Raw genomic sequence first — 22,585 nt, 5'->3', positions numbered from 1 at the left:
CGCCGAAGCCGAGGTCGCGGCAAGGCCGTGACCTCGCAAATCGATCACGATACCGGCCGAGGGCCATATGACGAGCACGATACTGACCGACCCGGCGGCTGCTGGAATTTCATCCGAGCGATTGCAGCGGATCGTCGTCAATCTGGCCGCGCTGGGCCGGAAACTGCCCGGTTCCGAGCGCGCCGATGCGGCCTGCCGCTATATCAGCGCGCAACTGGCGTCGTCCGACATCATGCAGGACGTCCTGGAATTCGATGCTTTCATCAGTTGGCCGGAGAAGGCATCGCTGACCGTCGGCGGCCAGACGCTTCCCGCCAATGGCGCGGCCTTCACGGCCTCGACGCAACCCGGAGGCCTCACCGGCCGTGTCACCCGCTCGCTCGAGCCCGGCGAACTGCAAGGTGCCTTCCTGCTGATCGACGGTTTGCCGCGCTACGACGCCTGCATGAGCGCGCAGCGAGCCGGCGCGCTCGGCGTCATAGCGCTATCGCACGGTCCGCAGCGTCACTACGTCCAGGCCTCGCCGCTCTGGGGAGCCCCGACAGGTCCGGCCGATCTTGCGCTGCTGCCCACCGTTCCTGCGATTCAGGTATCCCGCGACGCGGCGGAGATTATTGAGCGTGCTGTCGCGGCAGGCACGCCCGTCACGATGGACAGCGAGATCCGCACGGAATGGCGCCCGGTGAAGCAGCCGGTGGCGGAGATCGAAGGCCGCGAGCCCGGCTACATCCTGCTCGGCGCGCATTACTGCACCTGGGGTGATGGCGCGACCGACAACACGGCCGGCGTCGCCCTGCTGATCGAGCTCGCGCGTCTCCTGAAGCAGCAGCCGAAACCCCGCTACGGCGTGAAATTCGCGTTCTGGACCGGGCATGAGCAGGGCGGCTATGCAGGCTCGTCCTGGTATGCGGATGCGTTCCGCGACTCCCTCTACAACGACGCCATCGCCTATCTGAACGTCGACATCGTCGGCAGCCGCGGCGGCACGACCAAGGCGCTGCGGAACACCACGGCCGAGCTCGCCGCCTATGTCCGGCAGGTGCTCGATGCGACCATCGGCCAGCAGACGCCGGAGGAAGAGGAATTCGTCGACCGTTCGGTCAAGCGCCTCGACCCCTATATCGACCCGCGTCGTTCGGCCCGCAATTCCGACCAGAGCTTCAGCGGCATCGGCCTGGCGACCGCCCAGGTCAGCGCCTTCCTGCCCGCCGCCAGCCCCGAGCACCTGCACGGCAGCGGGCTGGCCTGGTGGTGGCATACCGATCAGGACACGATCGAGCATATGGATGCCGAGATCCTGGCGGTCGACACGCTGATCTATCGCAATCTCGTCGCCGGTCTGGTGAATGCGCCGGCGCTTCCGTTCAGGCCCGCAACCATCGCCGAGGACGTGCTCGCGGGCCTGTGCGCCTATCGCGAGGCCGCGCCGGACTGCGAGGACATCGCACGCCTGACCGGCCTCGCCGAGCGGCTGACGGAAGCGCTGCGCGGCTGGCACCCGACCGGCGCCGATGATCCGCTGCTGCTGCGGCTCGGGCGCCATCTCAACCCGGTGCTTTATCATGCGCGCAGCGCCTTCGAGTTCGATCTCGGCCGGGCCAGCCGCATCCTGCCGGGACTGGCGCCGGCCCTGACGCTCGCTCGTCTGGAGCCCGACGCCGCGCGGATGGCGCGGGTGCAATTGCGGCAACGCGCGAACCGCATCGCCCATGGGCTCTCGCGCGCCATCGAGCTGATCGAAGGCAGGGCCGCCAAAGCGCTCTGATGTTCCGATTTTGATCCAATGACAGCCGCGTTCGACGCGGCGCGACACGAAAAGGGGACCATCATGGACCGACGCAGTTTCATGAAGGCCGGCGCCGCCGCGGCTCTGGCGGGGATCAGCGCGCCTGCGCTTTCGCAGTCATCCCGGAAGAAGGTGCTGCGCTTCGTGCCCTACACGGACCTGACCATCTTCGATCCGATGTGGTCGACCGTCGATATCACCCGCGACTACGGCTACATGATCTACGACACCCTGTTCGGGCTGGACGCGAATTTCCAGCCGCAGCCGCAGCTCGCCGAAGGCTTCCTGTGGGGCGATGACGGCCGCAGCTGCACGATCACCCTGCGCAGCGGCATCACCTTCCATGACGGCGAGCCGATCCGGGCCCGCGATTGCGTCGCGAGCCTGAAACGCTGGTCGCAGGCCGCCCCGATGGGCGCGACGCTGTTTGCGTTGACCGACGAGCTCGTCGCTGTCGACGACCGCACCTTGCGCTTCCGGCTGAAGCGTCCCTTCCCGATCCTCCCGGCGATCCTCGGACAGCTCAGCGCACCGGTGCCCTTGATCATGCCCGAGCGCGTCGCGCAGACGGATGTGAAGACGCAGATCACCGACCGGACGGGATCGGGGCCGTTCAGGTTCAAGGCCGACGAGTTCCAGCTCGGCAATCTCGCCGTCTTCGAGAAGTTCCAGGGCTACAAGCCGACGCCGAACACCGCGAGCGGCCTCACCGCCGGACCCAAGATGGTCCATTTCGACAGGGTGGAATGGCGTCGCATCCCCGATGCGGCGACGGCCGCCGCAGCCCTCCAGACGGGCGATGTCGACTGGATCGGCGGCCCGACCTCCGAGACGGTCGAGCTGCTTGCAGGCTTCAAGGATATCGACCTGCCACGGCTCGAGGACATCCCCTCGATGGCGATGATGCGGCTCAACGCCCTCAACGCTCCGTTCGACAACAAGAAGATCCGCCAGGCGCTGCTTCCGGCCATCGACCAGGCGGAATTCTGCATGGCGGTGGCCGGCACCAATCCGCAGAACTTCGCGACGGGCACGGGCTTCTTCCCGCCCGGAACAGCGCTGGCCAGCGAGGCCGGTCTCGATCCGCTGAAGGGGCCGCGCAGCATCGAGAAGGCCAGGCAACTGCTGAAGGAGGCCGGCTATTCCAATGAGCGTGTCAGACTGCTCGGCGCCGCCGACAGCCCGGCATCGACGACGCCCCTGGCGCAGGTGGCGGCCGACATGCTCGGCAAGCTCGGCCTGAACCTCGACATCGCGCTGCTCGACAACGCCTCGGTCGCGCAGCGCCGTCGCTCGGAGGAGCCGGTCGACAAGGGCGGCTGGTCGATGAGCTGCTGGCTCTTCCCGGGCAGCTGGTTCGTCGATCCCGGCACGAACATCATGCTGCGCGGCAATGGCCGCAGCGCCTGGTTCGGCTGGCCGACGATCCCCAAGCTGGAGGAGCTCCGCGACGCCTGGCTGAATTCGCCCTCGCCCGACGAGCGCAAGCGCATCGCCCAGGAGATGCAGGTCGTGGGCATGGACGAGCTGCCGGCGATCCCGCTCGGCGCCATCTATCGGCAGACCGCGCTGAAGAAAGACCTCGTCGATCGCGTGCGCACCGCCACCGTGTTCTGGAACATCCGTCGTGGCTGACGCGGTCACTCTCCCCGGCGTGCAGCAGGTGATCCAATGCTCGCCTATATCGTGAAGCGCATCCTGGCGACGATTCCGGTCATGCTGGTCGTCGCCCTGACGGTGTTCTCGTTGCTGTTCCTGGCGCCCGGCGACCCCGCCACGATGATCGCCGGCGACCAAGCCTCGGCCGCCGACATCGACCGCATCCGGCAGAGCCTGGGGCTGGATCAGTCTTTCCTGGTCCAGTTCGGCAGCTGGCTCTGGCGCCTCGCCCATTTCGATCTCGGCAACTCGGTCTTCACCGGCCAGCCGGTGACGTCGCTGATGGCGGAGCGGGTCGGCCCGACGCTGTCGGTGATGCTGCTGACGCTCATCCTGTCGATCGCGATCGCCGTCCCGCTCGGTGTCGTCGCGGCCTGGAAGAGCGGAAGCTGGATCGACCGCGCGATCATGAGCGTCTCCGTCGTCGGCTTTTCGGTGCCGCTCTTCGTGGTCGGATACATCCTCGCCTGGGTCTTCGCCCTGAAGCTGCAATGGCTGCCACCGCAGGGCTACACGCCGCTTTCCGAGGGCGTCGGGCCCTGGCTGCAGCGATTGATCCTGCCCGCGATCACCCTCGGCTTCGTCTATATCGTCCTGATCGCCCGGATCACGCGGGCATCCATGCTCGAAGTGCTGCAGCAGGACTATGTCCGGACGGCCCGCGCCAAGGGGCTGGGACCTCGCAAGGTCCTCTTCCTCCACGCGCTCAAGAATGGCGCGGTCCCGGTCATCACCGTGATCGGCATCGGCTTCGCCGCCCTGATCGGCGGCACGGTGGTCACCGAAACCGTTTTCACCATCCCCGGAATGGGGCGATTGACCGTCGATGCCATCCTCCGCCGCGACTACCCGGTCATCCAGGGGCTCGTGCTGGTGTTCTCCTTCGTCTACGTGCTCGTCAACCTGGCCGTGGACCTCATCTACACGCTCGTCGATCCGAGGATCCGCTATTGAGCTCGTCCACATTTCACGCCGGGGCCGCATCCATGCGCTCGGAGGGCTCGCGGCTTTCGGCGGCCCTCAAGCAGATGCGGCGGCACCCGACGATCCCGTTCGGCGCGACCGTGCTCGTCGCCATGGTCGCGATCGCGATATTCGCTCCCCTGCTCGGCACGATCGACCCGACCGCGACGTCGCTGGCGCGCCGGCTGCGCGAGCCCTCGGCCCAGTTCATCTTCGGCACCGACATGCTCGGGCGCGATCTCTATTCGCGCGTTCTGTATGGCGCCCGCATCTCGCTGCTGGTCGGGTTCTCCGTCGCGGTGTTCTCCTCGATCGGAGGGCTCTTTCTGGGTTTGATCGCGGGCTTCATCAAGCGGGTCGACGTCGTCGTCATGCGGGTCATGGACGGCCTGATGTCGATCCCCTCCATGCTCCTGGCGATCGCGCTGATGGCTTTGACGAAAGGCTCGGTCATCAACGTGATCGTCGCCCTGACCATCGTCGAGATCCCGCGCGTGACCCGGCTCGTCCGCTCGACGGTGCTCTCCTTGCGCGAACAGCCCTATGTCGAGGCCGCGATCGCCGCCGGGGCGAGCACGCCGAGAATCATCGTCCGCCACATCCTGCCGAACTCCCTGTCGCCGCTGATCGTCCAGGCGACCTATATCTGCGCGGCCGCCATGGTCACGGAGGCCGTGCTCTCCTTCATCGGCGCCGGCACGCCGCCGATCACGCCCTCCTGGGGCAACATCATGGCCGAGGGGCGCACACTCTGGCAGCTCAAGTTCTATATCGTCCTGATCCCGGCGGCCTTTCTCTCGGCGACGGTCCTCGCCGTCAATCTGCTCGGGGACGGCTTGCGCGACGCGCTCGATCCACGGCGAATCTACTGAGAGCTCTCAGGCATTCCGGCCTTTCTCCGGATCGCGGGCACTGTTCCGGTCGAATCCCCCACCTCTAGTCGGCCGCGCGCAGTCGCAGGCGCGAACATGAAGAGAAATTCACTTTCTCTTGTCGGCCGTTCAAACTAGAAGCAGCGTCTGTTGCGTCGTGTTCCGCGTTCTTTTTGATCGAGGCTGGAGAAGAGCGGAATGGTGCCGGGCTACAGGCGTGATCTTGCGGGACACGCGGTCGGACGTTCCCTCTCCCGCCTCGCCTGCGCCGCTGCCGCCGCCATCGGCCTGGGAGCCTGCCTGCCGGCAGATCAGCGCCCGGAACTGGGCGTCGCCGTCACGCCCGGTTACGCCGCGGGAGAGCGCCGTGCCGCGCCGGCAGTCTCGCCGGACTGGCCGCGCCTGTTCCGGTCGAGCGAGCTGAACAGGCTGGTCGATCGAACGCTCGGGGAGAATTTCGACATCGCCATCGCCATGACGCGAATCAGGCAGGCCGATGCGCAGTCACGCATTTCGGCCGCAGCGCTCTACCCCACGCTGAGCGGCTCGGTCGACGGCTCGCGCAGCCTGCGGCCGGGTACGCTGAGCTCCAAGCGCGGACCGTTCAGCGAGAGCGTCGGCAATCAGTTCAGCCTCGGCCTCTCGGCGAGCTATGAACTCGACTTCTGGGGCAAGAACCGCGCGACCGCCGATGCGGGCCGCTTCGCCGCCGAGGCGACGCGCTTCGACCGCGACGTGGTGGCGCTCACCGCCGTCGCCAGCGTAGCGAGCACCTATTTCCAGGTTCTGGCGGCGCAGGACCGGCTGACCATCGCCCGCGAGAACATCGCGGCCGCTGAGCGGACGCTCGCCGTCATCCGCGCCCGGCTCGCTGTGGGCACCGCCACCCAGCTCGACATCGCCCAGCAGGAGAGCGTCGTCGCGCAGCAGAAGGCCTCGGTGCCCCCGCTGGAACTCTCCCTGCGCCAAGCCAAGGTCACGCTTGCCGTGCTGGTCGGCGAGACGCCGGCCGCCGTCGCGATCAAGGGCGGCAGCCTGAACGCGGTGGCGGTGCCCTCCGTGCGCGCCGGCCTGCCCTCGCAGCTGCTGCAGCGCCGGCCGGACATCGCCGAGGCCGAGGCGCGCCTGACCTCGCAGGAAGCGACGCTCCACGCCGCCCGCGCGGCTCTGTTCCCGAGCATCAGCCTGACCGGACAGGGCGGCCTCGAAAGCGCGCTGCTGAAGAATCTGCTGCGCCCCGACGCGGCCTTCGCCTCGGCCGCGGCGGGGCTGGTGCAGCCGATTCTCGATGGCGGCAATCTCAAAGCCAGGGTGGAACTGGAGCGGGGCACGGCCGACGAGCTGATCGCGACCTATCGCAAGACCATCGTCAGCGCCTTCGCCGATGTCGAAAATGCCCTGATCGCCATCCAGGAGAACACCCGCCACGAACGCCTGCAGGCGGACACGGTCGCCTCCGCCCGGCGCGCCTACACCATCACGGAGCAGAGGCTGCGCGAGGGCACCATCGACATCGTCACGCTGCTGAACACCCAGCAGACCCTGTTCCAGGCGCAGGACCAGCTCTCGCAGATCAAGCTCCAGAAGCTGATCTCCTATGTCGACCTGTTCAAGGCGCTGGGCGGCGGCTGGACCGACGCCGACCGCAAGGCCGCCATCGCCGCCACCGAGACCGCGCCATGAAACGGCTTCTGCTCATCCTGCTGCTCGCCGCGGCCGCCTGGGGGTGGCACAGCTACAATGGCGGCTGGCTGCCTTCCAGCGGGGACAGCGAGGCGGCCCAGGGCCAGCGCGGCGGGCGGCGTGGCGCTCGTCTGGGCGGCAACGAAGGAGCCATCCCCGTCATCGCGACCCCTGCCCGCCGTGACGACGTTCCGGTCACCGCCGATGCGGTCGGCACGATCCAGGCCCTGAACACCGTGACCGCCCGCACGCAGGTCGACGGCCGGCTGCTCGAAATCGCCTTCAAGGACGGGCAGGACGTCAAGAAGGGCGACGTGCTGGCGAAGATCGACCCTGCGACCTATCAGGCGCAGTACGACCAGGCCATGGCCAAGAAGGCGCAGGACGAGGCGCAGCTCGCCAATGCCCGCGCCGACCTCGAACGCTACGCCAAGCTCGCCCAGACCGACTACGGCTCGCGCCAGCAGGCCGACACCCAGCGCGCCACGGTGGCGCAGCTCGAGGCGCAGGTTCGCTCCGACCAGGGCGCGATCGACAACGCCAAGGCCATTCTCGACTACACCACGATCCGCGCGCCGATCGACGGCCGCCTCGGTATCCGGCAGGTCGACCAGGGCAATATCGTGCGCGCTTCGGACACGAACGGCCTCGTCGTCATCACCCAGCTCAAGCCGATCGCCATGATCTTCAACCTACCGCAGCAGCAGCTTCGCGCCGTCAGCGCGGCCGTCGCGCGCGGGCCGGTCGAGGTCGATGCGCTCGACTCCGACGGCACGACGATCATCGACAGGGGCGTCGTCGAGGTCATCGACAACGTCGTCGATCAGACCACCGGCACCATCAAGGTCAAGGCGCGCTTCCCGAACGACCGGCTCCAGCTCTGGCCCGGCCAGTTCGTCAATGTGCGGGTCTTCGTCGACATGCTGAAGAACGTCGTCGTCGCGCCGACCGCCGCAGTCCAGCGCGGGCCGAACGGAGCTTACGTCTTCGTGGTCAACGACGACGAGACGGTCCGCCTCGTCAATGTCACGGTCGGCCAGCAGAATGAGACGACGGCCGTGATCGCCTCGGGCGTCGAGCCACCGGCGAAGCTCGTCACCACCGGCTTCGCACGCCTGACCGACAAGGCCAAGGTCCGCGTCACCACCCCCGAGGACGCTGCCCAGCCGCTGGCTACCGCGCCCGGCCGGCGCGGCGTGCGCGAGCCCGGGCAAGGACAGGGGCAGCGCCGGCAAGGCGATCAGGCCGGCGGCAATGCGGCGGGCGCGGGAGCGGGTTCCGCGGCTCCGGCGCCGGAGGCGCCGTCCGGACCGGCCGCAGCGCCCCCGGCCGACGGGCAGGCGCGGCCGCGGCGGGACGGAGCAGCGCCCGGCAGCACGCGCCGCGAGGGTGGCCGGCCGAACGGCGAGGCTTCCCCCGGCAGCGGATCCGGGGCACAAAGACCGCAAGCGCAGCCATGACGGGGCAGCCGCGATGAGCGTGTCCGCGCCTTTCATCAGCCGGCCCATCGCGACCTCCCTGCTCGGCGTCGCCGTGCTGCTGTGCGGCATCCTGGGCTATCTGCGCCTGCCGGTCTCGGCCCTGCCGCAGGTCGATTTCCCGACGATCCAGATCACCACGCAATTGCCGGGCGCGAATCCTGAGACCATCGCCTCGCTGGTCACCGCCCCGCTGGAGCGCCAGTTCGGGCAGATCCCCTCGCTCTCGACGATGTATTCGCAGAGCTCCTTCGGCCTCAGCCAGATCACGCTGCAATTCGACCTCGACCGCGACATCGACGCCGCCGCGCAGGACGTGCAATCGGCGATCAACGCGGCCGGCTCCACCTTGCCGCGTACCCTGCCCTACCCGCCGACCTACGCGAAGATCAATCCGGCCGACGCGCCAATCATGGTGCTGGCGCTGACTTCGGACACCGTCTCGCTGCGCCAGCTCAGCGACCTCGCCGACACGCTGCTGTCGCCGCGGCTCTCCGAGGTTTCCGGCGTCGGCCATGTCTCGATCGAGGGCGGCGTGCGTCCCGCCATCCGCATCCAGGCCGACCTTGCCAGGCTCGCCTCCTACGGGCTCGGCATGGAGGATCTGCGCACCGCCATCGTCAACGCCAATGTCGCCGGCGCCAAGGGCGCGCTCGACGGCAACCATCAGGCCTACACGATCAGCGCCAACGACCAGATCGGCAGCGCCGCGGCCTATCGCGACATCGTCGTCGCCTATCGCAGCGGCGCCCCGGTCTTCCTGCGCGATGTGGCGGTGGTGCTGGAGGACCTCGAGAACAGCCGCATCGGCGCCTGGTTCCGCGGCAAGACGGCGGTGGTGATCGACGTCATGCGCCAGCCCGGCGCCAACATCGTCGCCACGGTCGCGCAGGTGAAGCAGGAAATTCCGCGCCTGAAGAACGGCATGCCGGCCGGCGTCGATCTGCAGGTGGTCAGCGACCGCACCGAGACGATCCGCGCCTCGATCGCCGACGTGCAGTTCACGCTGGTGCTCGCCTGCGCGCTGGTGGTGCTGGTCGTGCTGCTGTTCCTGCGGACGGTCCGCGGGACGATCATCGCGGGCGTCGCCCTGCCGCTGTCGCTGATCGCGACCTTCGCGGTGATGTGGCTTGCCGGCTTCAGTCTCGACAACCTCTCGCTGATGGCGCTGACCATCGGCACCGGCTTCGTGGTCGACGATGCGATCGTGATGATCGAGAACATCGTGCGCAATATGGAGCAGGGCAAGAAGCCGCTGCAGGCCGCCTATGACGGCGCGCGAGAGATCGGCTTCACCGTCATCTCGCTCACCGTCTCGCTCGTCGCGGTCTTCATCCCACTGCTGTTCATGACCGGTCTCGTCGGCCGGATGTTCCGCGAATTCGCCCTGACGCTGACCATCGCGGTGGTGGTCTCGGCAGTGGTCTCGCTGACGCTGACGCCGATGATGTGCGCCCGCCTGCTGCGCCATACCGGGCATGAGCGCGAGAACTGGCTCATGCGCGCGGCCGAATGGCCGGTCTCGGCCATGGCCCGGCTCTACGACGTGACGCTCGGCTGGGCGCTGAAGGCACGCGGCCTCGTGCTGCTGGCGACCGTCGCGACGCTGGCCCTGACGGTGTGGATGTACATCGTCATTCCCAAGGGCTTCCTGCCGAGCCAGGATACCGGCCAGCTCAGCGTCGTCCTCGAAGCCTCGCCCGACGTCTCCTTCAACGAGATGAAGCGGCTGCAGGAGCAGGTGACGCAGACCTTCGAGCGGGACCCCGACGTCACCGGCATCGTCTCCGTGCTCGGCATCGGCCAGGCCAACGCAACGCTGAACACCGCCCGCCTGACCGTGACGCTGCGCCCCAAGGACGAGCGCCGCGACGACGCCGTGACGATCGCCGAACGACTCCGGGCCGCGGCAGCCGCGATCCCCGGCGCCGTGACCTATGTCCAGCCGGTCCAGGACATCCAGATCACGACGCGCGCCAGCCGCTCGCAATATCAGTACACCCTGACCGGCGCCGACCAAGCGCAGGTGATGGAATGGGCACGCAAGCTCTCGGAAGCGCTGCGCCGCGAGCCGCTGGTGCGCAACGTCGCCAACGAGACGCAGGACGGGGGCTTGCGCGCCCATGTCGAGATCGACCGGGCCAAGGCGGGGCGGCTCGGCATCTCGATCCAAGCGGTGAACGACACGCTCTACGACGCCTTCGGCCAGCGCCAGATCGCGACGATCTACGAGCAGTCGAACCAGTACCGCGTGATCCTGGAGGCCGCGCCGCAATATCTGCGCGATCCCTCCTCGCTGACGAAGCTCTACGTCACCGGCAACACCAACACGCAAGGGCAGACCAACAGCGCTGGCAACACCACCGTGACGCAAAACAGCGTGCAGGTGCCGCTTTCATCGTTCACGCGCCTGATCCGCGAGACGGCGCCGCTCTCAATCGCCCATCAGGAGCAGTTTCCGGCCGCGACCGTCAGCTTCGACCTCGCGGCGGGCGCCGCTCTGGGTGATGCAGTGACGATGATCGCCGCCGTCGAGCGGGAAATCGGCATGCCGACCTCGATCTCGGGCAGCTTCAGCGCCGACGCGGCCGAGTTCAACCGCTCGCTCGCCAACCAGCCCTGGCTGATCCTGGCCGCCATCGTGACGATCTATTTGGTGCTCGGCGTGCTCTACGAGAGCTATGTCCACCCCTTCACGATCCTGACGACCCTGCCCTCGGCGGGCGTCGGCGCCCTGCTCGCGCTCATCGTGACCGGCCGCGAGCTCTCGATCGTGGCGCTGATCGGCATCATCCTGCTGATGGGCATCGTCAAGAAGAACGCGATCATGATGATCGACTTCGCGCTCGATGCCGAGCGAAACGAGGGCCTTTCGCCGGAGGACGCCATCGTCAAGGCCTGCCGGCTGCGCTTCCGCCCGATCATGATGACGACGCTCGCGGCTCTTTTCGGCGCCCTCCCCCTGGCACTGGCGACCGGAACCGGCAGCGAATTGCGCCAGCCGCTCGGCATCACCATCATCGGCGGCCTGCTGCTCAGCCAGTTGCTGACGCTCTACACGACGCCCGTGATCTACCTGGCATTGGAACGGCTGCGCCGGCGCCTCGGCGGCGGCCGTGACGGCGTCGTGCCATATCCGGGGCCGGAGGCGGCCGAATGAGCGCGGCGCCCGAGGAGGACAAGGGCTGGAAGACGGTGCGGGGTCTCTCCGACGCCTTCATCCTGCGCCCGGTCGGCACCGCGCTGATGGCGATCGGCCTCTTCCTCGTCGGCATGGTCGCCTACATGTTCCTGCCGGTGGCGAGCCTGCCGAGCGTCGACTTCCCGACGATCCGCGTCTTCGCCGGCCGCCCCGGCGCCGACCCCGCGACCATGGCCGGCAGCGTCGCCGCGCCGCTGGAGCGGCGGCTCGGCTCGATCCCCGGCGTCACCGAGATCACCTCGACGAGTTCGCTCGGCTCGACCCAGATCGTGCTGCAATTCGACCTGACGCGAAACACCGACAGCGCCGCCCGCGACGTGCAGGCGGCGCTCAACGCCGCCGCGACCGACCTGCCGGGCGACCTGCCGACACTGCCGCAATTCCGCAAGGCCAATCCCAACGCCGCCCCGATCCTGATCCTGGCGCTGACCTCGGACACGATGACGCCGAGCGCGATGTACGACGCGGCCGACACCGTCATCGCCCAGCGCATTTCCCAGGTCGAAGGCGTCGGCGAGGTCACGGTCGCCGGTGCCGAGCAGCCGGCGATCCGCGTGCGCCTCGACCCGGCCCAGCTTGCCGCCATGGGCCTGAGCCTCGACACGATCCGCACCGCCATCGTCAACGCCAATACGGTGTCCGCGGTAGGCTCCTTCGACGGGACGCACCAGAGCGAGACGCTCTCCGCCAACAACCAGATCCGGCAGCCGGAGGATTACGGCGACATCGTCGTGCGCTCGGCCAAGGGCACCGTGGTCCGGCTCGCCGATGTCGCGACGGTGGAGCGCGGCGTGCGCAACAGCCGCGCCGCCGGCTGGTACAACGGCAAGCCGGCCATCCTCATCACCATGACCAAGCAGGCCGATGCCAACGTCATCGACACGGTCGACCGGGTGAAGGCGCTGCTGCCCGAGATCCAGAAATGGGTGCCCGCCGGCATCCAGTTCTCGATCATGTCGGACCGCACGGTGACGATCCGCGCCTCGATCGCGGATATCCAGCACACGCTGCTGATCTCCATTGCCCTGGTGATGCTGGTCGTCTTCGTGTTCCTGCGGCGCACGACGCTGACCGTCGCTGCCGGCGTCACCGTGCCGCTCTCGATCGCCGGCACCTTCGCGGCGATGTGGCTCGCCGGCTTCACGCTCGACAATCTCTCGCTGATGGCGGTGACGATCTCGGTCGGCTTCGTCGTGGACGACGCCATCGTCATGATCGAGAACATCGAGCGCAACGTCGCCCGCGGCCTGTCGCCCCTGCGCGCCGCCCTGCTTGGCGCCGGCCAGATCGGCTTCACCGTCGTCTCGATCAGCCTGTCGCTGATCGCGGCCTTCATTCCGCTCTTCTTCATGGACGGAGTGGCCGGCCGCTTCTTCCGCGAGTTCACCCTGACGCTGACCTTCGCCATCCTGGTCTCGACGGCGGTCTCGCTCAGCGTCACGCCGATGATCTGCGCGCATTTCCTCAAGACCGGGCCGCATGTGCCGAGCCGCTTCGACCGGGCGGTGGAGAGCGTGCTCTCGGCGATGACGCGCTTCTATGCCAGCACGCTCAGGGTCGTGCTGCAGCATAGCTGGTTCATGCTGATCGTGATGATCGCGACGGTCGCGCTGACCGTGCAGATGTTCCGCAGCGCGCCGAAGGGCTATTTCCCACAGGACGACACCGGCCTGATCATCGGCTTCACCCAGGCCTCGACCGACATCTCCTTCCCGGCGATGGCGCAGCTCCAGCAGCGGGGCGCGGCCGTCGTCGCGTCGGATCCCGCCGTGCTCGGCGTCGCCTCCTTCATCGGCGGCGGCAGTGGCTCGGTCAATACCGGGCGCTTCTTCGTCAGCCTGAAGCCGCTGGAGGAGCGCGGCCTGAGCTCGGCGCAGGTGGTCAACCGCCTACGCGGGCGCCTGGGCTCCATTCCGGGCCTGCGCATCTTCCTGACGCCGATCCAGGACGTCCGCGCCGGCGGGCGGCAGGGCCGCTCGCAATACCAGTTCACGCTCTGGGACCCGAACCTGCCCGAGCTGGAAGAATGGGTGCCCAAGGTGCTGGAGCGCCTGCGCACGCTGCCGGAGATCGTCGACGTCGCGACCGATCGCGAACAGGGCGGTCTGCAGGCCAATGTCGTGATCGACCGCAACAAGGCGTCGCAGCTCGGCGTCGCGATCCAGGACATCGACAACGTCCTGTCCGACGCCTTCAGCCAGCGCCAGATCTCGACGATCTACGGCGCGCGCAACCAGTACCGGGTCGTCCTCGAGGTCGCGCCCTCACGCAGCCGCGATCCGGGCGACATCCTCGATCTCTACGTGCCCGGCCGCAACGGCGCGCAGGTGCCGCTGCGCAGCCTCGTCAAGGTCGAGCGCGGCACGGCGCCGCTGGTCATCAACCATCAGGGCCAGTTCCCGGCGGTGACGATCACCTATGATCTCGCCCCCGGCGTCGGTTTGCAGGAGGCGAGCGACGCCGTGGTCGCCGCGGTCGAGGCGCTGCATATGCCGGCTTCGCTGCGCGCCGAATTCGCCGGCGACGCCAAGGCTTTCACGCAAGGAGCCGGCAGCCAGGGCATGATGATCCTGGTCGCGATCCTCGCCGTCTACATCATCCTCGGCGTGCTCTATGAGAGCCTGATCCACCCGGTGACGATCCTCTCCACCCTGCCCTCCGCGGGCCTGGGCGCGCTGATCGCGCTGCGGATCGCCGGCGCCGATCTCACCATCATCGCCTTCATCGGCATCATCCTGCTGATCGGCATCGTCAAGAAGAACGGCATCATGCTGGTCGATTTCGCGATCAGCGCCGAGCGGCAGCGCGGCGAGACCCCGCGCGAGGCGATCTTCGACGCCTGCCTGGAACGCTTCCGGCCGATCCTGATGACGACGCTCTCGGCCATGCTCGGCGCTGTCCCGCTGATGATCGCGACAGGCCCCGGCGCGGAGCTGCGCCGCCCGCTCGGCATCACCATCGTCGGCGGCCTGATCCTCAGCCAGATCCTGACGCTCTACACGACCCCGATCATCTATCTTTGGATGAGCAAGCTGAGTGCCCGCCGGCGTCCGTCGGAGCAGGGATCGCCGGGAAGCCGCACCGACCAGGTCGAGGCGACCTGATCGACCATCCATCGCCCGGGCCCGCCATGTCGAGCCGGCCGCCGAAACCGGAAGGCTTTCCGTCTCATGTCGATTTTTTCCTCGCCAGCGCGGCCGCCCAAGGTGGCCCGGCAAGGTGAGCCCAAGCTGGGCCCAAGTCGGCCTCGAATCCTTCGATTGACAAGGCGCCCGATCGGCGTTTTTATTGGCATACAAATGAATTTCAGACCCGCGGAAACGTCAAAAGGCGGCCGCGGATGAGCCGGGAGAGAGCCATGAAATTCGTATCCGACCGGAAGGTGCGGAGTGCCCTGGTCGCCCTGGCGACACTCTTTATTCAGTCCAGTGCGAATTCAGAAGAGATCTCGGTGACGCAATGGGGCGCGAGCCTCTACGGCGCCCCCTATGCGGTCTCCATGGAGAAGGGTCTGTTCAAGCAGGCCGGCATCGACATCACCGGCATTCTCGGCTCCGGCGGGGGCGGCACCACGGTCCGCAACATCCTCGCCAGCGACACGCCCTATGGCGAAGTCGCGGTCTCAGCGGCGCTCGCCGCCAAGGCACAAGGCCTCGACGTCGTCATCGTCAACACGGGCACGCGCAGCGTGGCCGAGGCCTCGATGGTGACGATGCCCGATTCCGGCATCAAGAGCCTCGAGGATCTGATCGGCAAGAAGGTCGCGATCACTTCGCCGAAATCCGTTTCGGAAATGCTCTTCCTGATGGTCCTTCGCGAGAAGGGCATCGATCCGGGCAAGGTTCAGCGGGTCGCCGCCGGCGGCTATGTCCCGGCCCTGACGATGATGGAACAGGGCGGCGTTGCCGCTTCCGTGCTCATCGAGCCGCTGTCGATCATCCGCAAGGACAAGTATCGCACGGTCTACAAGGCCGGCGAGGTCCTCAAGCCGATGACGACGTCGGTGGGGATCACCACACGCAAATTCGCGCAGGAGCAGCCGGCGAAGCTGAGGGCCATCATCGCGGGCCGCAGGGCTGGCGTGCAGGCCGTCTACCAGGACCCTGCGGGCACTGCGAAGATCATCGAAAAGATCTACAAGCTCGACCCGCCGATCGCCAGGGAGGCCGTCGACAACATGATCGGCCCGCATATGTGGAGCGAGGGCGAGTTCAGTGTCGAGGAGCTCAACCGCATGGTCGAGGGCTTGAAGCTGATCGGCGAGGTCAAGAGCGACATCGACTGGTCCACGATCCTGGACAAATCCTACCTGCCGCCCGATCTGCAGGCGAAGTCATGATCGGCGCGGCGGTGAAGGCACGGAGCGACTCTTTGGCGATATCCGAGGTTCCCGCCGCCGTTCACGTCCGGCTCCGCGGCGTCACCCGGGTCTTCGACCTTCCCAAGGGCAAGCTGCATGCGCTCGGCCCCGTGGACCTCGACCTGGGCAGGGGCGAGTTCTTCTCCGTCGTCGGTCCTTCCGGCTGCGGCAAATCCACCTTGCTCGACATTCTCGCGGGGTTGAGCCGGCCGCAGGCGGGCGTCGCCGAATTCGAGGGCGCGCCCATCCGGGACGTGCCGGACGGCGTCGGCGTGGTCTTCCAGGAAGATGCCTCCTTCCCCTGGCTCAGCGTTCGCGACAACGTCGCCTTCGGCCTGCGTCGTGCCGGCATCGACCCGGCGGAAATCGCCCGGCGCGTCGATTACGCCGTCGGCTTCATGGGGTTGCGCGACTTCGCCGCCTCATATCCGGCACAGCTGTCCGGCGGCATGCGCCAGCGCGTCTGCATCGCACGGACACTCGTGATGCAGCCCCGGCTGATCCTGCTCGACGAGCCCTTCGGCGCCCTCGACCAGCAGACGCGGCTGCTGATGGGCGACGAATTGCTGCGGCTCTGGCGCGAGACCGGCGCGACGGTGCTGCTCATCACCCACGCGCTGGACGAGGCGGCGATGCTGTCGGATCGGGTCGGCGTGATGTCGACGCGGCCGGGAACCTTCATCGATTTCGTCGAGACCGGCTGGGAGCGGGACCGCGACAGCCGCGTCGTCTTGACCCCGCATTTCGGCGACATCACCGCCCGCCTCTGGGACAAGCTGCGGGTCGAGGCGCTGAAGATCATGTCGTCGGGACAGGCCTGAGCCATGTCGGAGAAGCGCCTGCGGGTCCTGGTTGTCGCTCTGCTGATCGGCGCCGTCGAGCTGATGTGCCGGCTGGGTGTCATTCCGCTCGCGGTCATGATCCCGCCGTCGCAGATGGTGGTGGAGCTCGGCCGGATTCTCGCCTCGGGCGAATACGCCTCCGACATTGCGGTGAGCCTGACGAATGTCGTCGTCGCGGCGGTGCTCTCGGTGATCCTCGGCTTCGTGGCGGGACTGGCGATCCACGCCTGGCCTGGCCTGCGCGACGCGCTCGAACCGTTGCTGGCGAGTTACTACGCCATCCCGACCTTCGTGTTCTATCCGGTGTTCATCACCCTTTTCGGCGTCGGCTCGGCCTCCATCATCGCCATCGCCGTGCTGCTGGCGATCGTTTCAATGATCACGGCCACCTTGAACGGCATCGACAGGATCCCGCGTGTCCTGCGCAAGACCGCCCGGATCTATCGCATGCCGCGCTGGAAGACGGCGCTGCTCATCGAATTGCCGGCCGCGGCCCCTTACCTCTTCACCGGCGTCAAGCTGTCGGTCGCCTATGCCTTCATCGGCGTGATCGCCTCGGAATTCATCCTGTCGGGCTCGGGGCTCGGCTATGCGATCGCCTATGCCTACAACAACTTCGAGAACCGGCACATGTACGCGCTGATGCTGCTGATCCTCGTGACCGTCACGATCGTCAACACGGCGCTCAACCATGTCGACAAGCGCCTTCAGGCGCGCAGGCAGCGGTGATCGCCATGCCGAGGATCACCGGTACCGCCCTCGTCCTGCTCTTCTGCCTGCTGCTCTGGCAGACGCTCCATCTCCTCGTCGGCGCCTCCTCGCTGGCCTCTCCTTTCCAGACCGTCGTGAAGCTGGGCTCGCTGCTGGCGACCGCCGAATTCTGGCAGAACGTCGCGGAGACCATGCGCGCCTTCGCCGCCGCCTTCCTGATCTCGCTGGTCGGCGGCATCGCGCTCGGCATCCTGCTCGGGGTGCGCCGGCTTGCCGGCAACGTCGCCGAGCCCATCCTCGTCAACCTCTATTCCATCCCCAAGGTGGTGCTCTACCCGCTGGTGCTGCTCTGCTTCGGCCTCGGCATCTCGGCCAAGATCGCCTTCGGCGTGATGCACGGGCTGATCCCGATCACCCTGTTCTCGATGAACGCGATCCGGCAGATGAAGCCGGTCTATCGGCGCACCGCGCAGGTGCTGCGGCTGACCTCCGCGCAATCGGCCTTCACGGTCATCCTGCCCGCGATCCTTCCCGAGGTGATCTCCGGCGTGCGGCTGGGGTTCTCGCTCACGCTGCTGGGCGTGCTGATCGGCGAGATGTTCGCCTCCCAGCGCGGTCTCGGCTTCATGTTGATCAGCGCCATCAACATCGGCCAGATCGACACGATCATGGCGGTGGCGCTGCTGCTGACCATCGTCGCGGTGACGTGCAACAGCCTGCTCCTCCTGCTCAACCGGAGAATGGGCTATCGCTAACGCATGTGTCGGTCAGGCTGGTTCAACCTGACCGGATCCGGCTCCGGGAACCGGACGCCTTCCGCGGACACTCCCGTCTCGGTGCCGCGTGCGGCGCCAATGGATCGAGACAGGCCAAGGTCGAATGTCCAACAAGGCGGAATCGGGCTATCGATTCACGGTCGAGGTCGTGGCGCGGAGGCCACCGCCGGAAATGTGATACGCAAGAGTTTTTGGGAGGCAGCCCCGATGTCGACGCGGAAGCGTTCAGCCGTGGCGGAAAACGCGTCGCTTCAGTCGAAAGAAAACGCGAAATATGTCCTCGACGAGCAGGTCGGTTTTCTCATGCGGAAGGCGCAGCAGCGCCATATCGCAATCTTCCAGCAGACGATCGGGCCCGGAGGCCCGACCCCGACCCAGTTCGCCGCCTTGAGCAGGCTCGCCGCGAGCAAGGAGATCTCCCAGAACCAGCTCGGTCGCCTGACCGCGATGGACCCCGCCACGATCAAGGGTGTGATCACCCGGCTGGCCGAGCGCGGCCTGGTCGAGCGCCTGCCCGATCCCAACGACCAGCGGCGCGTCCTGATCCGGCTGAGCGACCAGGGACGCGCGCTCATGCCGGAGCTTTTCGCCCGGGCTGCGGCGATCACGGCCTCGACCTTGCAGCCCCTGACCGAGAAGGAAGCGCAGCAGCTCTCGCTGCTGCTGGCGAAGCTCTGCTGACGCTGTAAATCCGGTCGGCCGCTCAGACCGACAGGTACTGCGCCCGGATCGCCTCATCCGCCTTGAGCTCGGCCATGGTGCCGGTGAAACGGATGATGCCCTTCTCGATGATCGCGGCGCGATCGGCGACATTGCCGGCGAAATGCAGGTTCTGCTCGGAGAGCAGGATGCTCAGCCCCTCCCCCTTCAGCGCCAGGATGGTCTTCGCCATCTCCTCGACGATGACCGGGGCCAGCCCCTCCGAGGGTTCGTCCAGCAGCACGAGCCGCGGATTGCCCATCAGCGTGCGGGCGATGGTCAGCATCTGCTGCTCGCCGCCCGACATCGCCCCGCCCGGCCGGTCGCGCATCCGCCCGAGATTCGGAAAGAGCGCGAAGAGTCGCTCGGGCGTCCAGTGCGGCACGCCCTCGCGCGGCGGGCGCTGGCCGACGGAGAGGTTTTCCATCACCGAAAGCTCGGAGAAGATGCGCCGCTCCTCCGGCACGTAGCCGATGCCGATGCGCGCGATCTCGAAGGGCTCGCGACCCTCGATGCGCTGGCCGTCGAAGCGGATCTCGCCGCGCGCCGGGGGCACCAGCCCCATCACCGCCTTCATCGTCGTCGACTTGCCGGCGCCGTTGCGCCCCATCAGGGCCAGCACCTCGCCCCGGCCCATGCCGAAGCCAACGCCCTGCAGGATATGGGCGCGCCCGTAATAGGCGTCGAGCCCGGAGATTTCGAGAAGGGCGCTCATCAATGGCCTCCCGAGGTGGCGCCGGAGCCGAGATAGACCGCCCGCACCTGCGGGTCCTGGCGCACCGCCTCGGCGGTGCCGTCGGCGATCAGCCGGCCGCGATCGAGCACGATCACCCGGTCGGAATGGGCGAAGACGACGTCCATGTCGTGCTCGGTGAACAGCACGGCGATCTGCTCCTGCGCCGCTATCCGCGCCGTCAGCGCCATCAGCTCGACGCGCTCGCGCGGGGCCATCCCGGCGGTCGGCTCGTCCATCAGCAGGAGCTTCGGCCGGTTGGCGAGCGCGACGGCAAGCTCGACGCGCTTCAGGTCGCCGTAAGCGAGCACGCCGCAGGCCCGCTCCGCCTGCTCGCGCATGCCGACCTGTGCGAGCAGGGCGTCCGCCGCAGCGACATGGCGCGTCCGGGCGGGCCGGAACGGATTCCAGACGCCATCCTCCTGCGAGATCAGCGCCATCTGCACGTTCTCGCGCACGGTCATCGAGGTGAAGGTCGCGGTGATCTGGAAGGTGCGGCCCACACCCAGGCGCCAGACCCGGCGGGGCTTGAGCCCCGTGATCGCCTGCCCGGCGAGGATGACCTCGCCGCGATCCGGCTTGAGCTGGCCGCCCAGCATGTTGAAGCAGGTGGTCTTGCCGGCGCCGTTCGGGCCGATCAGCGCGACCATGCGGCCAGCCTCGACCGAGAAGGAGACGCCTTGCACCGCATGGACGCCGCCGAAGGATTTCGCGAGATCGCGCGCGACCAGCACGGCCTCGTCGGCGACTGCCGCCCGGGGAGAAACGACGGCGCTCATGGCGCGCCCTCCGTCGCGAGCCGGGTTACGACGGCACCGTCCTTGTCGCTTCGATCGCGCCGCTCGCGCAGTGCGAGGAAGCCGCCGACGAGTCCGCGTGGGAAGAGCACGACGAGGAGCACGATCGAAAGCCCCAGCGTGAAGCGCCAGTACATCGTCATCTTCATCAGCTGTTCGCTGAGCCCTGCATAGGCGAAGGCGCCGACGATCGGACCCGACACGGTCTGCACGCCGCCGAGCAGCACCATCAGCAGCGCGTCGACCGAACGCGGGATCGCCATGTAGGTCGGGAAGACAGAGCCCTTGAAAAAGGCGAAGAGGGCGCCTGCGATGCCGGCCGCGAAGGCGGCGATGGTGAAGGCGACCCATTGCACGCGCATGGTGTCGATGCCGATCGCTTCGGTCCTGAGCGGGTTGTCGCGCGCGGCGCGGAGCGCATAGCCCAGCGGCGAGAACACCATGACCCTGAGCAGGACCACGCAGGCGGCGCAGATGGCGAGCGCGAGATAGTAGAACGCCGTCTTCGACACCGCCCAATGCGACGGCCAGACGCCGAGGATGCCGTTGTCGCCGCCGGTGAGCTCGACCCATTGGAAGGCTGTCGCCCAGGCGATCTGCGCAAAGGCGAGCGTCAGCATGGCGAGATAGACGCCCGACAGCCTGACACAGAACCAGCCGAACACCACGCCCGCGATGCCGGCCAGGAAGGGCGCGAAGATCAGCGCCGGCTCCATCGGCGCGCCCAGCCATTTCACGGCGAGCGCAGCGCCATAGGCGCCGAGGCCGAAATAGGCGGCATGGCCGAAGGAGGCCATGCCGCCCGGCCCCATCATGAAATGCAGCGAGGCGGCAAACAGCGCAAAGATCACGAGCTCCGTCAGCGTCAGCAGCAGGTAGTCCGGCGTCACCAGCGGCGCGGCGGCGAGCAGGATGAGCGCGACGAGGCCGGCGAGCTTGGCCGCTCGGTCGGCCGGCCGCAGCAGCGGCTCGGCCGTCGCCGTCCCGCGCGCGGCGCCGACGGGGCGCCTGCCCATCAGGCCGTAGGGCTTGACCACCAGCACCACGGCCATGACCAGGAAGACGAGCACGAGCGTGATCTTGGGAAAGATCAGGATGCCGAAAGCGTGCAGGATGCCGATCAGCACCGCCGCGAGATAAGCCCCGGTCACGCTGCCGAGCCCGCCGACGACCACGACCACGAAGGCCTCCGAGATCATCGACAGGTCCATATGCAGCGTCGCGGCCTCGCGCGGCAGTTGAAGCGCCCCGCCGAGCCCGGCAAGGCCGGCTCCGAAGGCGAAGACGGAGGTGAAGAGCAGGCGCTGGTTGACGCCGAGCGCCGCGACCATCTCGCGATCCTGCGTCGCCGCTCGCACCAATGTGCCCCAGCGCGTCTTCTGGAACAGGAACCACAGCAGCGCGAGCACCAGCGGGCCGATTGCGATCAGCAGGAGTTCATAGGTGGGGAAGCGGTTGTCGAACAGGATGACGAAGCTCTTGAAGCCGGGCGCGCGGGGCCCGAGCTTGTCTTCTGCGCCCCAGGTGGCCAGCGCGATGTCCTGGATCATCAGCACCACGCCGAAGGTGGCGAGAAGCTGGAACAGCTCCGGCGCCTGATAGATCCGCCTGAGGATCGCGACCTCGATCACCACGCCGATGATGGCGACGAGCAGTGCCGCCAGCCCGACACCACCCCAGAAACCAAGCCCGCTCGTCGGACCCAGCCAGGTGACCAGCGTCCAGCCGATATAGGCGCCCAGCATATAGAGCGAGCCATGGGCGAAATTCACGATCCGGGTGACGCCGAAGATGATCGACAGCCCGGAGGCGACGAGGAACAGTGAGGAGGCCGAAGCCAGCCCGTTCAATGTCTGCGTGAGAATGAGGTCGAACATTCTGCCGATGTCCAGGTCAAAGCTCTGCCGTCATCCCGGACGACCGCAGGTCGATCCGGGATCCATTGTAGAGCACGGCCCCCTCCGATGGATCCCGGATCGACGCCGCTTCGCGGCTTGTCCGGGATGACGGAGGTTCATGTGCCG

Annotated in this window: 16 protein-coding genes; 13 read left to right on the top strand and 3 right to left on the bottom strand. The window is 67.5% G+C overall.

What is annotated here, in order from left to right; all coding sequences use genetic code 11:
• Nucleotides 1–67: 67 nt before the first annotated feature.
• From GY40_RS19645 to GY40_RS19585, 13 genes are all read left to right on the top strand, one after another.
• A complete protein-coding gene (locus GY40_RS19645; protein ID WP_081925536.1) occupies nucleotides 68–1,765 on the top strand; it encodes a M20/M25/M40 family metallo-hydrolase in 1,698 nt (565 codons plus the stop codon).
• A 63-nt stretch (nucleotides 1,766–1,828) separates the two neighbouring features.
• Nucleotides 1,829–3,421 (top strand): ABC transporter substrate-binding protein, encoded by a 1,593-nt coding sequence (locus GY40_RS19640; protein WP_038365707.1) that lies wholly within the window; start codon nucleotides 1,829–1,831, stop codon nucleotides 3,419–3,421.
• Nucleotides 3,422–3,457: 36 nt separating this feature from the next.
• The gene (locus GY40_RS19635; protein ID WP_038365705.1) at nucleotides 3,458–4,399 is read left to right on the top strand and encodes an ABC transporter permease; all 942 of its coding nucleotides are present in this window, start codon (nucleotides 3,458–3,460) and stop codon (nucleotides 4,397–4,399) included.
• A gap of 32 nt (nucleotides 4,400–4,431) precedes the next feature.
• A complete protein-coding gene (locus GY40_RS19630) occupies nucleotides 4,432–5,280 on the top strand; it encodes an ABC transporter permease (protein ID WP_051988303.1) in 849 nt (282 codons plus the stop codon).
• A 198-nt stretch (nucleotides 5,281–5,478) separates the two neighbouring features.
• On the top strand, nucleotides 5,479–6,963 hold the full coding sequence (locus GY40_RS19625) for an efflux transporter outer membrane subunit (RefSeq protein WP_051988302.1): 1,485 nt from the start codon (nucleotides 5,479–5,481) through the stop codon (nucleotides 6,961–6,963).
• Entirely contained in the window at nucleotides 6,960–8,423 is a 1,464-nt protein-coding gene (locus tag GY40_RS19620; RefSeq protein WP_051988301.1) for an efflux RND transporter periplasmic adaptor subunit, read from the top strand. The genes GY40_RS19625 and GY40_RS19620 overlap by 4 nt, the downstream gene beginning before the upstream one ends.
• Nucleotides 8,424–8,436: 13 nt before the next feature.
• The gene (locus tag GY40_RS19615; protein WP_038365703.1) at nucleotides 8,437–11,601 is read left to right on the top strand and encodes an efflux RND transporter permease subunit; all 3,165 of its coding nucleotides are present in this window, start codon (nucleotides 8,437–8,439) and stop codon (nucleotides 11,599–11,601) included.
• On the top strand, nucleotides 11,598–14,747 hold the full coding sequence (locus tag GY40_RS19610; protein ID WP_051988300.1) for an efflux RND transporter permease subunit: 3,150 nt from the start codon (nucleotides 11,598–11,600) through the stop codon (nucleotides 14,745–14,747). Before GY40_RS19615 ends, GY40_RS19610 begins: the two co-directional genes overlap by 4 nt.
• Nucleotides 14,748–15,001: 254 nt before the next feature.
• Nucleotides 15,002–15,982 carry an ABC transporter substrate-binding protein gene (locus GY40_RS19605; protein ID WP_038365701.1) on the top strand — a complete coding sequence of 327 codons (981 nt, stop codon included), beginning with the start codon at nucleotides 15,002–15,004 and terminating at the stop codon, nucleotides 15,980–15,982.
• 32 nt (nucleotides 15,983–16,014) lie between these two features.
• On the top strand, nucleotides 16,015–16,824 hold the full coding sequence (locus tag GY40_RS19600; RefSeq protein ID WP_038365995.1) for an ABC transporter ATP-binding protein: 810 nt from the start codon (nucleotides 16,015–16,017) through the stop codon (nucleotides 16,822–16,824).
• Nucleotides 16,825–16,827: 3 nt separating this feature from the next.
• Nucleotides 16,828–17,574, top strand: coding sequence for an ABC transporter permease (locus GY40_RS19595; protein ID WP_038365695.1), 747 nt, complete (start codon nucleotides 16,828–16,830; stop codon nucleotides 17,572–17,574).
• 5 nt (nucleotides 17,575–17,579) lie between these two features.
• Complete coding sequence (locus tag GY40_RS19590; RefSeq protein WP_038365993.1) at nucleotides 17,580–18,311, top strand: ABC transporter permease; 732 nt, start codon at nucleotides 17,580–17,582, stop codon at nucleotides 18,309–18,311.
• Nucleotides 18,312–18,539: 228 nt separating this feature from the next.
• A complete protein-coding gene (locus GY40_RS19585) occupies nucleotides 18,540–19,013 on the top strand; it encodes a MarR family winged helix-turn-helix transcriptional regulator (protein ID WP_051988298.1) in 474 nt (157 codons plus the stop codon).
• Nucleotides 19,014–19,035: 22 nt separating this feature from the next.
• Here GY40_RS19585 and GY40_RS19580 read toward each other — a convergent pair whose 3' ends face one another.
• Genes GY40_RS19580 through GY40_RS19570 form a run of 3 tightly spaced genes read right to left on the bottom strand, consistent with a single transcriptional unit; the run spans nucleotide 19,036 to nucleotide 22,438 of the window.
• Nucleotides 19,036–19,746: an ABC transporter ATP-binding protein gene (locus GY40_RS19580; protein ID WP_038365693.1), complete on the bottom strand. Its 711-nt coding sequence runs from the start codon at nucleotides 19,744–19,746 to the stop codon at nucleotides 19,036–19,038.
• Nucleotides 19,746–20,543, bottom strand: a complete 798-nt coding sequence (locus tag GY40_RS19575; RefSeq protein ID WP_038365691.1) for an ABC transporter ATP-binding protein — start codon at nucleotides 20,541–20,543, stop codon at nucleotides 19,746–19,748. The genes GY40_RS19580 and GY40_RS19575 overlap by 1 nt, the downstream gene beginning before the upstream one ends.
• Nucleotides 20,540–22,438 carry an ABC transporter permease gene (locus GY40_RS19570; RefSeq protein WP_051988297.1) on the bottom strand — a complete coding sequence of 633 codons (1,899 nt, stop codon included), beginning with the start codon at nucleotides 22,436–22,438 and terminating at the stop codon, nucleotides 20,540–20,542. Before GY40_RS19570 ends, GY40_RS19575 begins: the two co-directional genes overlap by 4 nt.
• Nucleotides 22,439–22,585 lie beyond the last annotated feature (147 nt).

Origin of the sequence: Allobosea sp. UNC402CLCol (assembly GCF_000745475.1) — a bacterium.
Classification (GTDB): domain Bacteria; phylum Pseudomonadota; class Alphaproteobacteria; order Rhizobiales; family Beijerinckiaceae; genus Allobosea; species Allobosea spartocytisi.
Note: the sequence above shows the minus strand (reverse complement) of the source record. Positions and strands in the feature narration are given on the sequence as shown.